This is a genomic window from Acinetobacter sp. CIP 102529 (assembly GCF_000368325.1).
Taxonomy (GTDB): domain Bacteria; phylum Pseudomonadota; class Gammaproteobacteria; order Pseudomonadales; family Moraxellaceae; genus Acinetobacter; species Acinetobacter parvus.
The window spans coordinates 359,710-375,465 of record NZ_KB849354.1; the positions used below are offsets into that span (position 1 = coordinate 359,710).

The 15,756-nt window shown below is 43.1% G+C and carries 14 protein-coding genes and 1 pseudogene; 7 read left to right on the forward strand and 8 right to left on the reverse strand.

Annotated elements, in window-relative coordinates:
* Window positions 1–233: 233 nt before the first annotated feature.
* Window positions 234–950, forward strand: a complete 717-nt coding sequence (locus F972_RS03855) for a phosphatase PAP2 family protein (RefSeq protein WP_004681549.1) — start codon at window positions 234–236, stop codon at window positions 948–950.
* 52 nt (window positions 951–1,002) lie between these two features.
* Complete coding sequence (locus F972_RS03860; RefSeq protein WP_004681551.1) at window positions 1,003–1,812, forward strand: lipopolysaccharide kinase InaA family protein; 810 nt, start codon at window positions 1,003–1,005, stop codon at window positions 1,810–1,812.
* Window positions 1,813–1,818: 6 nt separating this feature from the next.
* Here F972_RS03860 and F972_RS03865 read toward each other — a convergent pair whose 3' ends face one another.
* The 5 genes from F972_RS03865 to F972_RS03885 all read right to left on the reverse strand — a co-directional run bounded on the left by F972_RS03865 (window position 1,819) and on the right by F972_RS03885 (window position 8,341).
* Complete coding sequence (locus F972_RS03865; protein WP_004755965.1) at window positions 1,819–3,156, reverse strand: ATP-binding protein; 1,338 nt, start codon at window positions 3,154–3,156, stop codon at window positions 1,819–1,821.
* A gap of 6 nt (window positions 3,157–3,162) precedes the next feature.
* Window positions 3,163–3,840, reverse strand: a complete 678-nt coding sequence (locus F972_RS03870; protein ID WP_004764020.1) for a DNA-binding response regulator PmrA — start codon at window positions 3,838–3,840, stop codon at window positions 3,163–3,165.
* Between the two features lie 14 nt (window positions 3,841–3,854).
* The gene (locus F972_RS03875) at window positions 3,855–5,501 is read right to left on the reverse strand and encodes a phosphoethanolamine transferase (RefSeq protein ID WP_004764021.1); all 1,647 of its coding nucleotides are present in this window, start codon (window positions 5,499–5,501) and stop codon (window positions 3,855–3,857) included.
* 120 nt (window positions 5,502–5,621) lie between these two features.
* A complete protein-coding gene (locus tag F972_RS03880) occupies window positions 5,622–6,746 on the reverse strand; it encodes a porin (RefSeq protein ID WP_004764023.1) in 1,125 nt (374 codons plus the stop codon).
* Window positions 6,747–7,093: 347 nt separating this feature from the next.
* The gene (locus tag F972_RS03885; protein WP_004755971.1) at window positions 7,094–8,341 is read right to left on the reverse strand and encodes an MFS transporter; all 1,248 of its coding nucleotides are present in this window, start codon (window positions 8,339–8,341) and stop codon (window positions 7,094–7,096) included.
* Between the two features lie 242 nt (window positions 8,342–8,583).
* Here F972_RS03885 and F972_RS14750 point away from each other — a divergent pair.
* The 4 genes and pseudogenes from F972_RS14750 to F972_RS03900 form a co-directional block, all read left to right on the forward strand.
* A pseudogene (locus F972_RS14750) lies at window positions 8,584–8,768 on the forward strand (hypothetical protein); the annotation flags it as partial.
* A 101-nt stretch (window positions 8,769–8,869) separates the two neighbouring features.
* Window positions 8,870–9,787: a patatin-like phospholipase family protein gene (locus F972_RS03890; protein ID WP_004764025.1), complete on the forward strand. Its 918-nt coding sequence runs from the start codon at window positions 8,870–8,872 to the stop codon at window positions 9,785–9,787.
* Between the two features lie 185 nt (window positions 9,788–9,972).
* Entirely contained in the window at window positions 9,973–10,440 is a 468-nt protein-coding gene (locus F972_RS03895; protein WP_004675003.1) for an NfeD family protein, read from the forward strand.
* 16 nt (window positions 10,441–10,456) lie between these two features.
* Window positions 10,457–11,308 (forward strand): SPFH domain-containing protein, encoded by an 852-nt coding sequence (locus F972_RS03900; protein ID WP_004675007.1) that lies wholly within the window; start codon window positions 10,457–10,459, stop codon window positions 11,306–11,308.
* Window positions 11,309–11,394: 86 nt separating this feature from the next.
* On the opposite strand, the gene F972_RS03905 is transcribed toward F972_RS03900, so the two are convergent.
* From F972_RS03905 to prpF, 3 genes are all read right to left on the reverse strand, one after another.
* Entirely contained in the window at window positions 11,395–11,682 is a 288-nt protein-coding gene (locus F972_RS03905; RefSeq protein ID WP_004681563.1) for a DUF3817 domain-containing protein, read from the reverse strand.
* A 19-nt stretch (window positions 11,683–11,701) separates the two neighbouring features.
* Entirely contained in the window at window positions 11,702–12,613 is a 912-nt protein-coding gene (locus tag F972_RS03910) for a polyprenyl synthetase family protein (protein WP_004764028.1), read from the reverse strand.
* A gap of 162 nt (window positions 12,614–12,775) precedes the next feature.
* Window positions 12,776–13,963, reverse strand: coding sequence for a 2-methylaconitate cis-trans isomerase PrpF (gene prpF, locus F972_RS03915; RefSeq protein WP_004681566.1), 1,188 nt, complete (start codon window positions 13,961–13,963; stop codon window positions 12,776–12,778).
* Between the two features lie 370 nt (window positions 13,964–14,333).
* Between prpF and F972_RS03920 the strand changes: the two genes are divergently transcribed.
* On the forward strand, window positions 14,334–15,692 hold the full coding sequence (locus F972_RS03920; RefSeq protein WP_004755979.1) for an amino acid permease: 1,359 nt from the start codon (window positions 14,334–14,336) through the stop codon (window positions 15,690–15,692).
* The last annotated feature ends 64 nt before the right edge of the window (window positions 15,693–15,756 follow it).

The following is a 15,756-nucleotide window of genomic DNA, read 5'->3' on the forward strand; positions in this document are numbered from 1 at the left end:
TTATTATAATAACTGATGTTACGCACCTAGCCTATATGTTGTAAATTTTCAAAAATTCAACCACAATATATTGTGGTGAAAGTACCCAAAAATACACTTACTGAGTAACATCAGATAATAATAAAAATTATCATTCAAATAAATTTAATTTTTCTTTAAGTTTTGGTTAATTTTATATTAAGTTCCATCATTTTAAATCTCAGTCCAATCTGCGCCATTATTATTTATTCATTATGTTAATGAAATCCCCTTTTCTCTTATGGAACAGTTGCCTACTTATTCTCAGCGGGTTGGTATTGATTTTTGTATTTCCAGTCGCTGGACAGATTGATTTATCTCTTATTCAACCCTGGGTGGATAGCACAGGACATTTCCAATTAAAGGGCGACTGGTATTTAGCCATCCTAAGTCATACTTATGTGAAGAAAATCCTGACAGTGGTCTACATCATCTTTTTTGTACTTTGGTGTTTATCATTTAAGGTTGAGAAACTGAAAGCAAGACGTTGGCAGTATGGCTATATGTTTTGGGTCAGTATGTTATGTACATGCATTATTGGTCTAATGAAAGCACAAGCTTCTCATGCTTGCCCATGGGATATGACCCATAAGACTGTCACAGGTTTTATTTGGGATTATTCCGCAACTGCGGGACACTGCTTTCCAGGTGGACATGCCAGCACAGGCTTTGCCTTGCTCACAGGCTACTTTACCTACCGTTTACAGGACAGAAAACGTGCATGGTTTTATTTATTTGCAGGTTTAACACTGGGTTTTGCGATGGGCTGGGCACAGATGATGCGTGGCGCACACTTCCTCAGCCATAATCTCTGGACAGGCTGGATTTGCCTAACCATTAACTTTGTTCTCTATGCGGTCACTGAAAAATACCACGTATCGCTCCCCGACCGTAATTCCGTACCGCAAGCACAGCTTGATGTGGTAAAGTGAACACCTACTACAAGTAAGTGTTTATAAACATCAGGATGTTTTTTGCTGGCCTATGTCTGACTTTCAAACTTTTTTAGAATCGTCTTTAACCACACAACAGAATTCGATTGAGGCCTACCAACTCAACATCGGCAAGGTCTGGCTTAAAAAGGCTTCCGAGCGTCATGGTTTATGGCTCTACACCCCACTGAAATGGCTGGCAAAAATATTCAACCTCGGTGCAATCATGCCTGTTCCCAACCGAGGGGGATCAATCGCAATTCAGTGTGAATTCAAGCGGATTCAGCAACTCAGAGCATTAGGGGTTTCCACGCCAAATGTGTTGGCAGTTTCGGAAAAAGGCATTTTATTACAGGACATTGGAATACAGCATCAAAGCCAGATTCAGCAACTAGATCAGGCGCTTGCCCGCCGCAAGGAAAATCCTGATGCACAATTTCTACTATTTACCCAGGCAATTCAGTCCATTCAAAGCATACATCAGAAAGGTGGGTATTTAAGTGAAGCCTTTGCACGCAATATTCTAGTCGATGAGCAGAATCAGTTTAGCTTTATTGACTTTGAAACTGATCCACGTGATGTACTCAGCCTGCATGACTGCTTTGTACGTGACTGGTTGCTGTTTATTTTCTCAACGGCCTATCATTTTGAATTTGAACAATTAAATGATGCCAGCCTCATCCTGTACAAAGCGCTGCTTGCTGAGCCGCAAGTCTATAAGGACATTGCCAAGGTTGGAAAACGCCTGAGCTGGGTACTTAATTTCAATGTAAGCAAGGTCGGTAATGATGGAAAACGTATTCAGAAATGTGTGTTGTTTCTGCGCGACCTTAAAGAACACGCTGAAAAGGCATCAGCATAGTTTTCTCTATGCATGATGCTCCAGTTTTTTAGGAAGTTTTACCAGCACCGATAAACCGCCTAAATCCATACTTCTTGATAAAGTGAGTGTGCCACCCAAACGCTGCGTGGCCTTATCCACAATTGAAAGTCCAAGACCGCTGCCCACTTCCAGATGATGATGCACACGGTAAAAACGCTTCAAAACCTTGTCGTATTGGTCTGGATCAATGCCCTGCCCGCTGTCATCAATCTGCACGTAGGCAAAGCCATCGGTATCATCATAAACCGAAATATTGATGATGCCCTGATTCGGAGTGTACTTGATCGCATTATCAATCAGGTTAAAGATAATCGAGTGAACGGTTGGCTCAAGGCTTTGCATTTCAATCAGGTCATTACGCTCAAAGCCCAGATCAATTTCTTTCTCCATTGCCAGATTGACCAGTTGCTCCACGCAGTTCAGTGCCACATCATTCAGGCAAAACCTGGTATTGTGTTCAATCAGGCTTAATCCAACATCCTGTTTCGCCAAGGCCAGCAACTGTGTTACCAAGTGCTGAATACGCGCCAGCCCCTTGCTGAGGTTTTGCAAAGCCTCATGTTCAGGAAACTGGCTAATCAGAATCTTGGTTTGCAGGTTCAAGGCGGTGACAGGCGTCCTGAGTTCGTGTGCCGCATCGGCAATAAACTGTTTCTGTTCGGTCTGTGCGTGCTGGATCCGTTCAAATAAACGGTTCATTTCCTCAATGGTTGGAATCAACTCCTGCGGATATTCGTCACTATCAATTGGTGCCAATCCCTCAGACCCTCGTTGGGTCAGCTCAGTTTTAAAGTCTTCCAGTGGTTTTAGGCTTAAACTGATAATAAAGGCCAGTACAATGATCGCAAATGGCAACATCAGGATATAGGGAATAAACATGCTGCCCGCTAGTTCCCAGGCAAAGCTTTGACGTACCTTTTCCTGCTGGCTAATCTGGATTTGATAGTCTTTTAAGGGAAATACATAAACCCGCCATGTGCCCTGCACAGTATTTTGGGTATAAAAACCCGCCTGTTTTACAGGGGGAACCAGTAAATGGGTTGGGTGCCAAAGGTGGCTTTGATCTTTATATGCCCAAATATCAACCAGTAAATCCTCTTCATGGTAACTGCGGTGCAGTTCTATTTTGCTGGCAATCTTTATGATCGGTTCAACGGCGGAGCGTTCAGCCATATACTGCATCTGGGTATCCAGAATTTCATTGACCTCATGCAGGGCAATTTTATAGGCGGTAAAAATCAGCAAGCATCCAAGCAGGAGACTAAAGACAGATGTTCCCCAAATCAGTCTTTTTTTCAGTGAATATTGCTTCATTTTTTTCATAAATAATCAGGGTTGTCCCAGTCTGTAGCCTAGCCCACGAATGGTTCGAATAAAGTCCTTGCCAAGCTTGGCACGCAAATGGTGGACATACACCTCAATGGTGTTGCTTGTCACCTCACTATCGAAATCATATAGCTTGTCTTCAAGGTTGGCTTTGGAAAAGATTTTATTGGGATGCGTAACCATTGGGATCAGGATGGCCCATTCACGGTTGGACAATTCAATTTGCTGCCCTTTAAAAGTCGCCAAATGCTGTTCCACATCCAGCGTCAACTCACCACTTTTAATTAGCTGTGACTGGTTTTTCAATAAGGCGGTTTCTGAATTTCCACGGCGCAATAGTGCATTGATACGGGCCAGCAATTCATCAAACTCATAAGGCTTGACCAAATAGTCATCCGCACCCTGATTCAGTCCATCCACCCGATTCTGCAACTGGTCGCGTGCCGAAATAATCAGCACAGGAATTGAGGTACGCTGGCGAATCTGTCTGAGAATCTGCATACCATCCATCAGCGGCAGGCCTAAATCCAGCAGAACCAGATCAAAAGACTGTTTGGTCAGCAATGCCAAGCCATCGACCCCATTATTGACTCCCTCCACTTCAAACTGATGATAGCGCAGCAGGGTCATTGTTGACTCTGCAATCATAAAATCATCTTCGATCATCAAGATTTTGGTCATGATTTCATCACACCTTATGGATTAGGACATGCTGCCAGCATATCGTTGTTCGGGTCGATCACCTTGCTTTTGACATCTAGCAGGCTCAGCATGGTCGGGAACAGGTTATCCTGACTCAACTCCTGCCTGCCCTGTTGTGCCAAACACTTGACCTGTTGTTTTGCCTGATTTTTCCAGACAGTGGAGAACCACATCAGCATCGGGATATGGGTTTGTTGCGTTGGTGCAATCGCATAAGGCGCACCATGCAAATAGATACCGCTTTCACCTGTGGACTCTCCATGATCAGATAAATACCACAAAGCAGTTTGGTATTTCGTTGTATTTTTTAATGTTTCAATCAGGCTGTCCAAAACATAATCGGTATAGAGCAAGGTATTGTCATAACTGTTCAGCAATGCATCTCTGCTACAACCCTGAATGGCGTTGGTGTCACAGGTCGGCTTGAACACTTTGAATTGTGCGGGAATACGTTTATAGTAGGCTGGTCCGTGACTGCCCATTTGATGCAGTACAATCAAACGTGGACGATTGTCATCTTGCGGAATTGTGGCTAAATAGGCCTTAAAGCTATCAATCAGAATATCGTCAAAACATTCCTTGTCTTCACACCATTTCTGCTGGAGTGGTTCAGGAATCTTGAATTGATTGACACGGTCACAGGTGCCTTTGCAGCCTGAATTATTATCAATCCAGGTCACCTGATAGCCTGCACGTTGTGCAATATCGAGTAGCCCCTCACGGTGGATAGCCAAACGTTCCTCATACTCTTTACGCGGCATACCTGAAAACATACAGGGAACCGAAACTGCGGTTGCCGTACCACATGAACTGACCTGCGAGAAGTTTAAAATATCCTGTTGTGACAGTTTCGGGTTGGTATTTTTGCCATAACCATTTAAGGAGAAGTTTTCAGCACGTGCTGTCTCACCTACGAACAGAACCATCAGCTTGGGTAAAGATGAATTTTGTGCTTTTTTCATCACCGCATCTTCACCATACACGACTAGCGGTAAATTCTCTTTCGGCGCTTTCTTCTTATAATACGAAGCAAAGGAAGCAATCATGTTCTGCGGCGAAATCATGCCTTTCAGGTCACGGTTTTCACGAAAGATTGCAGCAAAATCAACATAGAAAACAAATAATAGCCCTAACACCATCACCAGAGAGACAACAGAAGCAATGACCTTGTGCAATAGCTGGCGAATGATGGGTTCAGGTTTGATTTTCATCATGAGAATTACAATAATTGGCAGTACTATCATTCCCAAAGTCCATGTCAGCAAATGCCATGACCAAGTATCACGCGCTTCCGCAATATCAGTCTGCATCAAGTTCTGAATTTGGTCAGATGTAATCAGCACACCCAAGGTATTCACTGCATAAGCGGAAAAACCGCCAATAAATACCAATGCAATCGCCAGAGGTTTTGCTGTCCATTTCCAGTTAAAAAGCTGGAAAATAAAGTTATAGGCGGCAACCACAATAATGATTGAAGCGACAACAAATAATCCTGCCTTTACACCATTATATGGTGTCAGCATGCGTATTTTTTCAAAAAAGGCAATATTTAAAAACACACCCAACCAAATTGCCAACAATAGATTAAATACAATTAAAGAAATGGGTTTTATCTTTAATTGTTGAAAAAATGTCATCATTACAGTCTGAACATCAATATCCTGCTTCCTTTTTAATATAAAAATACAAACTTAAAAATGACTTAAATAGAAAAAGACGATCAAGTGATCGTCTTTTTGTTAAAATGATGATATTAATTCTTAGAACTTAAATTCCAGACCTAAACCAGCAACAGGCTGTTTATCCTTTTTACTGGCCTGCTCAAGCGTCAGGTAGCCTGCATAACCATAAGTCTTCACCTGCTTGTTAAATGCATAGTCCACGCCACCAATGATCTGTTTGGCTTCAAAGTCAGCCGTGGTATCCTTAAAGCTGGTGGTGTTCTGGCTATATTGACCTTTTACTGTCCAGTTTTTTGCCTGTGGAATGGTGTATTCCGCACCAAGCAACCAGCCCTTGGCATCATCAATCTTGTCTGCGCCTGCGGTATTGCCAGCCACATTCTCGACCTCAGAGCTTTGGAATAGTGCTTTCAGCGCCAAACCATTCACTGGGTTGACACGGCCAATGGCACGGATGGTGTTTGCCTCGGCAAATATCGCTGGGGCAGCCGTTGGTGAAATTGCCTTGTCAGAGGCATTTAAAAAGCCACGTCCAAGGAATGTGCTTGGAATGGCTTTATCATAGCCAATACCAGCAACCAATAACGGACTTTCAAAGCTTGCTGACGCTGACCATGCATCACCTAAACCACGGCCTGCTGTTTTAACAACACCTGATTTACTGGTATCAATTCCTGTTGCTTCGCCTGTTGCCAATAGGCCACTTACTTTAATGGCTCCGTCCAGTACAGGAACTTTTACTGCTGGTGATTCATAAACAACGACGTTGCTAACACGTGTTTCACCACCAAAAATTCCACCAATGTCGGCCTTATTGGCAACATAGTTGTTAAAAGTATCAACGACACTAGAAAGTTGCTTCAATGGCGTATCATGTACACCAATTTTCACTGTACCCAACTGGACATCTTTTAAACCGACAAAACGGTTACGCTGTGACCAGTCTGTACTGTCACCATCTGCGCTGAAGCCCCATTCAATAGCATAAACGGCACTTAAACGGTCTGTAAGTTTTTCATCACCCTTAACACCAATAAATGAACTGTTTGAACTAATTTCCCAAACATCCTTGTTGGCCTTGGTTGCATTTTTTTCTGGTAGATAGTCAACACTGGCATCAATTTCACCGTAAATGGTCGGTGCTGCAAATGTTGTGGTTGCAAGTAAACCAAACACTGCTGCTGTTACAATTTTGATTTTCATTGTGTACGTCCTAGCTAAATTTGTAACAAATCCTACACATTAACTTTATATGACAAAACGATTAAAATCTTATTAATTTATTCCATTTTCGACTAAAGTTTAATTTTTAGACACTTTTTCAGTACCTTTTAACTCGATTTTTCTTATCTCATCATCCAGATTATTATTTTAACTATCAATCATTTAAGAAAATAAATTTATTTTCTATTTCAATAAAAACACCTTTATTCATAAAACAACTATTTTTTATAAATTACTTCAGTTTTCCATATAAAACATGACTTCAGCACATAAAACCTATTTCAATCGTAGGCCATTTTAGAAAAAATTGTAATAAAACTATATTTTCATCTTGCATTATTTTTCCAAAGGAATATCGGCCATAAACAGAAAATGGCAACCCCACAAATCATGGCTAAATAACGGTAATATCCGAGTACATCCCCTACGATTCCACTGATCAGATACAGCAAACCACTCACTGTCGCCATGACTGACACCTGAAAGGTAAAGTCTGTTCCAGCAAATTGCTTACGGCTATATTGCATCACCAAGGTCAACATCACCACCAACAGCATCGCGGAACAGGCATCTTCAAATGCGTTCACGGCATATAGCCATAACGGTGCAACCTGAACCTGCTGGTCATATGCATATGCAACAAAGGCATAAGCGACCAGACTCAGGATTTTCAACAGGGAAAATATGATCAGACACTGTGCCCGAGAAAAATACTTCAGCAGCACACCTGCACAAGCTGCCCCGATCAGCGCAGCGATGGCACCAAACATGGTGATAAACACGCCAATTTGGGTGAAACTCAATCCCATATCCACCATAAGCGGCTTTAATAATGGCCCTGCCAAACCATCCGCGACCTTGAAGCTGATCAAGACCATTAACCAGCTTTTAAGCGCTTTGGATGAGCTAAAATAATTCAGGTAATTCCTGATGGCCTGTATGAATGAGGGAGCAACCTGTGGATCATCAACGCTTGGCCTTGAATGAAGCGGTTCCCGATAAAATAAAACAGGTAATGTGTTCAGGAAAACCAGTACCGCCAACACAAGAAATGTTGCCTGCCAATGTAGCCAGTCCAGCCCCCAGAGTACCGCTCCACCACCGACAATAAAGCCCAGACGGGAACCGATCACCTGAAAGGTATTGCCCCAATGTTGCTGATCACTTTTAAGCAGGTTCACAGCAAGACCATCTGTGGCAATATCCTGAGTTGCTCCCGTAAGGTTCATGAGCAGCAATAGCACAAAAAAAATGATCAAATAGCTGGGTTGGTCCAGAGACTGAATGGGAAAAAAAGACAAAATGACCAGAATAAACACACTACATAATTGAGTGGGGACAATCCAGCTACGATAATGCCCCAAACGTGACAAGGCATAACGATCCACATAGGCCGCCCAAAAAATCTTGATTGACCACGGCAGCATCAACAACCCAAAGCCACCAATATGTGCCAGAGATACCCCCTGCGCCCTTAAAATCACGGGTAAGGCGTGGGTCATAAAGCCAACGGGAAGTCCCTGTGCCCAATATAGGGAAAACAATAAAATGTAAATCTGTCTGAGACTAGGCACTTTTTCAGTTTCCCTTGGCAAGCTATGGCGAAGCCCAAAGTATCCAATCCTTTCAGTGTCATGGCAATAAAATCTTATTTTTTGCCAATGCAGGCACTGTCATGAGGATTTAAGATGATAGGAGTTGTTCATGATCTATCTTCGCTTATGCCACAAGATTTTCCAGGTTTACCGCCCTTAGTTCCGCAACGTGGCAGAGCGTATAGTCGTGCATTGTGCAGAAAACTTTTCATTGGTCAGGGATGAAAAGTGGCTTTTATCATATTGCCCATGCCGCTGGTGTACCGATTGTGATATTTTCTTTCGATTATGAGCACAAGACCATCTATAGTCTGGGCGCATTCACCACGACAGGACACTACCAGCAAGACCTTGAAAAATTATGAAATGTTATGAGGGCCATTTCTCACCAAAGAATCCACACTAGCTGGCTGAAACCTTACAAAAACTTGTGAAAAAAAACTAGAAAATTAAGGGCAAATCTGCTCTGATGTGCCCATCTTTTTGTACACTTTATCTGTATTTAATATGAAAATTGCTCGACTGTCTTGCCTGGCATTAGTTAGCCTGGCTTTATTTGGTTGTGATCAGACTGCAAAAAAAACACCGCCTACAACAGCAATCAAGGCCCGTGAACCTGTGATCGCACTGGCGTTGGGTGGTGGCGGGGCCAAGGGTTTTGCCCATATTGGTGTGATCAAGGTGCTGGAATCACATGGGATTAAGGCCAAGATTGTGACAGGCACCAGTGCAGGCAGCTTTGTGGGCAGTATCTATGCAAGCGGTCAAACACCTTATCAAATGCAAAACCTTGCCCTAAAGCTGCAAGAGTCTGATCTGCGTGATTTAACCCTCAACAGTCAGGGCATTATTTTAGGTCAGAAACTACAGAACTATGTCAATGCTCAGGTGGGCAATAAACCGATTGAAAAGTTCCCAATCCGTTTTGCTGCGGTTGCAACCCGTTTAGACAATGGCAAAAAGGCTGAATTTATTAAGGGCAATGCAGGTCAGGCAGTGCGTGCATCCTGTAGTATTCCGAACGTTTTTGTACCCACTGTAATTGGCAATACCAAATATGTCGATGGCGGTCTGGTCAGCCCAATTCCAGTAAAAACAGCAAAGGATATGGGTGCTGATCTTGTGATTGCGGTGGATATTTCAGCCCGTCCAACGGGTGACAAACCACTGAGTATGTGGGGATTGCTCGACCAAACCATTAATATTATGGGACAGCAAAGTATTAATGAGGAGCTGAATCAGGCAAACGTCGTGATTCAGCCTAAAGTTGGTCATCTTGGTGTGCTTGATCTTAAATCAAGTAATGAAGCGATTTTAGAGGGTGAAAGAGCGGCTCAGGGTAAAATCGTTGCCATTCAAAAAGCCATTACTGATTTTAAGAAATCCCCTGCTGCATTACAGCCAGCGCCTCGGGCTAAATTCTAAAAAAACAATATTAAGGGGTGGTGTGCATTTCAAAAATGCTTGCTCTATAAGTAAGCTTTCCAGCTCGCATTTTCCCCACATCCTAAAAAAACAATCTTTTTATATTCATAAAGATAATCATCTGCTAGAGTGGGGAAAGTGAATATTTTTTCACCTCCACTCAGTTTAATGATGCGAGCAAATCTATGGAGTTTGTAGTTGAACCTTGGCACTGGTTCGTATTAGGGATTTTACTGATTCTTTCAGAGTTGATTTTGCCTGCTTTTGCCGCATTATGGTTTGGCATAGCAGCAGTCATGGTATGTATTTTACTGTGGCTTTTCCCAATGATGGGCTTTACCACCCAAGTGGTGACCTGGGGAATTTTATCTATTTTATGTACGATACTCTGGTTCAAGTTTATCAAGCCACTCTCGACTGATAAAACCAAGGCAGGATTACCACGGGAAGCCACGATTGGACAAGTGGGTATGGTCATCCGTACTGGGCTTGACCATGATCAGATCATTGTACGCTTTCCAATGCCTGTTTTGGGCTCAGATGAATGGAATTGCCGAACCACAACGGCTGTTCAAGTCGGTGACCGTGTTCGGGTCGTTGATATTCTAGGTAATGATTTAGTGGTCCAACCACATAGTAGTAATATTTCATAACAAAGAGGGTTTTGATATGTCTGCTGGAGCGATTATTGTTTTAGCTCTTTTGGTCTTTATTGGTATAACCATTTTTAAAGGGGTTCGTATTGTTCCCCAGGGTTATAAATGGATTGTACAACGTTTAGGTAAATATCATACTACGTTGAGTCCTGGCCTGAATTTTGTCATTCCATATGTTGATGAAGTGGCTTATAAAATCACCACCAAGGATATTGTGCTGGATATTCCTTCACAGGAAGTGATTACACGCGACAATGCGGTCTTGGTGATGAATGCAGTTGCCTATATCAACCTGACCACACCTGAAAAAGCGGTGTATGGCATTGAAAACTATACATGGGCAATTCAAAACCTTGTTCAAACTTCACTACGTTCCATCGTGGGTGAAATGGACCTGGACGATGCGCTGTCTTCCCGTGACCATATCAAGGCGAAATTAAAAGCCGCGATTTCTGATGATATTTCAGACTGGGGAATCACGCTCAAAACCGTTGAAATTCAGGATATCCAGCCATCTCACACCATGCAGGCTGCAATGGAAGAACAAGCGGCAGCAGAGCGTCAACGTCGTGCTGCTGTAACCAAGGCAGATGGTGAAAAACAGGCAGCTATTTTAAGTGCAGAAGGTCGTCTGGAAGCCTCCCGTCGTGATGCAGAAGCGCAAGTGGTACTTGCTGAAGCCTCACAACGTGCCATTGAAATGGTCACCAGTGCTGTGGGAGATAAAGAAATTCCTGTTGCCTACCTATTGGGTGAACAATATGTGAAAGCCATGCAGGATTTATCCAAATCAAGTAATTCAAAAACAGTGGTATTGCCTGCTGATGTACTGAATGCAATTCGTGGGATTATGGGTAAGCATTAATTTTTAGTTATAAAAAAAACGCCCTATCCCTAAAGATGGTGCGTTTTTTTATTGAGCAAATACCATCTAAGCTGTGTAGTTGATATTTATTGCTCAGCTAATTTCTTAATTTTACGATCAAAAATAAAAGGGCCAAAAGGTAGGATCGCAGCAATCAACCCCATGTTAAAAATACTCAGTGACCATTTCATACGGTGACAAACAACCAGCAAGACCGCTAAAAACAACAAGAACAGTACTCCATGTCCCATACCAATGTATTTGACAAAAACAGGATTATCCCAAATATATTTAATCGGCATCGCAACACCAAGCAATAACAGGAAACTGATTCCCTCAAGCGTACCCACGAAACGTAAAGTTTTAATATTCATTATGATGCTGTTCCTGTCATTAGCTTTTTCGTGCCAGTAAAAACTGTGCAATTGCCACCAGCTCTCTGGCGCCATCACCAAAATAGCCCAATGCTTCAAATGCCTGATCATGTAGGGTTTGCGCATAGGCCTGAGCTTTTTCCAAACCCATTAAGGCTGGATAAGTCGATTTTTGTACCTGCTCATCCTTACCCGCAGTTTTACCCAACGTTTCAGTGCTGGCGGTAATATCCAGAATGTCATCCTGAACCTGAAAAGCCAAACCAATGCTTTGCCCAAACTGGCGCAACTTTGGAATCGCCTGATCCGTACCTGCAAAAATTGTCACTGCACCCATCATAATCGCGGCCTGAATCAAGGCACCTGTTTTATTACGGTGAATATTTTCCAGTTCAGCCTGATCGACCTGTTTGCCTTCAGCCTGTAAATCCAGTACCTGACCACAGACCATTTTTGAACTGGCGGTGGCTAAAATCTGCATTTGCTTCAGTACAATTGTAGCATCAGTTCCCTGCCCCTGTTCATCAAACAAACGGCTTCCCAGAATTTCAAATGCCATGGATTGCAAGATGTCACCTGCCAACAAGGCAGTGTTCTCACCAAATGCAACATGGCAAGTTGGCTGCCCACGACGCAGCAAATCATTATCCATACAGGGTAAGTCATCATGTGCCAATGAGTAGCAGTGGATCAACTCAACCGCAACGGCCGCACGGCGGGCGGCCGCAAAATAAGGGTTGGGTTGCAATGAGGCAGCCGCATAACACAATGCAGGACGAACACGCTTTCCCCCTAGCATCACGGCATGATGCACAGCGGCCTTTAACGGTTCTGGAATGGAGAATGCAGCCAATGCTGTCAATAAATCCTGTTGAATACGTTGTTGAGCTTGTTGTAAAACATCCGCATTAACTTGAGAAATAGATGACACAATTGCCTCTGGAAGCTTGAATGATAAGGATAAAGACAGGACCTGTCAGAATGGCGACATCATACCATTATTTATCTCAGGAAATTGTGTTTGTATTTTTAACTTATTCAAAATAATAAAGCCTCCAAAAGGAGACTCTATCAAGAGATTTACTGGGATAATTTAGAACGTATCACCTGGTACACGCACCCAACCTTCCATTAACACACGTGCGCTACGGCTCATAATGGCTTTTTTCACGGCCCATTTGCCATCAATCAACTCAGCTTGAGCGCCAACACGCAATGTCCCTGATGGATGACCAAAACGAACCGCTTCACGCTCACCACCGCCTGCTGCCAGATTCACCAACGTTCCTGGAATGGCTGCTGCCGTACCAATTGCAACTGCGGCTGTGCCCATCATAGCGTGGTGCAGCTTACCCATCGACAAGGCACGCACCAATAAATCAACATCAGCCGCTTCAACGGTTTTACCACTTGAAGAGGTATAGGCTTTCGGCTGAGAAACAAAGGCAATTTTAGGCGTATGCTGACGGGCAGCCGCTTCAGAAATATCTTTTATTAAGCGCATTTGTAGCGCGCCATAGGCACGGATTTTTTCAAAACGTGCCAAAGCAGCGTTATCACCATTGATATGATCCTGCAATTCTGTACCCTGATAGCCAATATCTTCCGCATTCAGGAAAATGGTTGGAATACCCGCATTGATAAAGGTGGCCTGAAATGTACCAATCTCAGGTACTTCAAGCTGATCCACCACATTGCCTGTAGGGAACATATCACCACCCTCTTCACCATCATCGGCAGGGTCTAAAAATTCAATCTGCACTTCCGCTGCTGGAAAGGTCACGCCATCCAGTTCAAAGTCACCTGTTTCCTGTACCTGACCATTGGTTACTGGCACATGCGCAATAATGGTTTTTTGTATATTTTTCTGCCAGATGCGTACCGTACAAATACCATTTTCAGGAATACGTTCTGCATCAACCAAACCATTGGAAATGGCAAATGAACCGACTGCTGCGGTGAGGTTGCCACAGTTACCACTCCAGTCCACAAATGGCTGGTCAATCGAAACCTGTCCAAATAAATAATCGACATCATGTTCTGGTTGTGCACTTTTTGCCAAAATCACGGTTTTGCTGGTACTTGAAGTTGCACCACCCATGCCATCAATTTGCTTGCCATAAGGGTCTGGACTGCCAATCACACGAAGAAGAAGTTGATCACGTGCCTTTCCTGCCACCTGTGCCGCTTCAGGCAAATCATCCAGCTTGAAAAACACCCCCTTACTTGTACCACCACGCATATAGGTTGCTGGGACTTTGATTTGCGGTACTGAGCTCATGTCAATTTCATCCTTTTATCATGTTTTGGTGCAGCTAGGTTTTGTGTTCAACGTTACTGCACAGCAGTCAAAAATGCCATACGACCAATGGTTTTTTAGGCAAATTATCGTTAGCAAAATATGTTGTTTATATTGGGTATATCAGCATGATTTAACAATAGCACGAAAGCCAACAAACATGGTTAGAAAACAAAGTTGCCTTTCAAGCGTACAAATATAAATCAATATTTATTTTACCACTCATTCAAATATAGGATTTTAAATAACTTTTAAAAACCACTTTACAGTCATAGCCTGCCTGTACTTTTACTAGGCGAAAATCCTGCAATCTATTAGAATAATCCACTTATTCATCGTCGAGCTCAGTCCTTTGAACAACGATTCTTCTCAACTTCAGCGTGGACTAAAAAACCGCCATATCCAGCTCATTGCGATGGGTGGAGCAATTGGTACGGGCTTATTTTTAGGTTCTGCACAGGTGATCCAGTCTGCTGGACCATCCATTATTTTGGGTTATGCGATTGGCGGCTTGATTGCCTTTTTAATCATGCGTCAACTTGGTGAAATGATTGTTGAAGAGCCTGTTGCAGGTTCATTTAGCCATTTCGCCTATCAGTATTGGGGTAAGTTTCCAGGTTTCCTGTCAGGCTGGAACTATTGGGTATTGTATATCCTTGTTGCCATGAGTGAGCTGACGGCGGTCGCCAAATATATCAATTACTGGTGGCCTCATATTGCCGCCTGGCAGTCGGTGCTGTTCTTCTTTGTCGTCATTACTGCCATTAACCTGACCAATGTAAAGTTTTATGGTGAGTCAGAATTCTGGCTTGCCATTATCAAGGTCACGGCCGTGGTTGCCATGATCCTGTTTGGCCTGTTCCTGCTCTTTACCGCAGATGCCAATTCAACCGCCTCATTTAGCAACCTCTGGGCGCATGGTGGATTTTTCCCAAATGGCTTCGATGGCCTGTTCTATATGCTGGCGTTCCTGATGTTTGCCTTTGGTGGGATTGAACTGATTGGTATGGCAGCAGCCGAAGCCAATGATCCAAAGAAAACCATTCCTAAAGCGATCAATCAGGTTGTGTTCCGTATTCTGATTTTCTACATCGGTTCACTCACAATTTTATTATCACTTGTGCCCTGGAATCAGTTAGATTTAGGCGGTCTGGATAAAAGCCCATTTGTGATGATCTTTAGCCAGATGGGAATTGGCTGGGCTGCACATTTACTTAACTTTATTATCCTGACTGCTGCTTTATCAGTCTATAACAGTGGTATGTATGCCAATAGCCGTATGTTGTACGGTCTGGCTGAACAAGGCAATGCGCCTAAAGTGTTTGCCAAGACCAATAAACAGGGTGTGCCTGTACCAGCGGTTTTACTGTCTGCCTTATTGATCTTTGGCTGTGTGTTGTTGAACTACTTTGTTCCAGAAGATGCCCTTGGCCATTTGATGTATGTAGTGGTCGGCGCACTGGTTTTAAACTGGGCGATGATCAGCCTGACCCACCTGAAATTCAAGGCGATGACCAAGACAAAAGGCCTGAAAACCAGCTTCCCTGCGTTATGGTCGCCATTGAGTAACTATTTGGTCTTGGCATTTATTGCTGGGGTGTTGTACATCATGTGGCAGCAGGGCTTTAAGGAATCCGTGCTGATGATTCCAATCTGGATTGTGCTGATGTTTTTACTGTATAAAGTGCTGAATTTAAAAGCCAAGAATTAAACACTTGATCGGTATTGAAAAAGTGATTGTTCTAGCAATCACTTTTTTGTTTATGCTTTTTCAT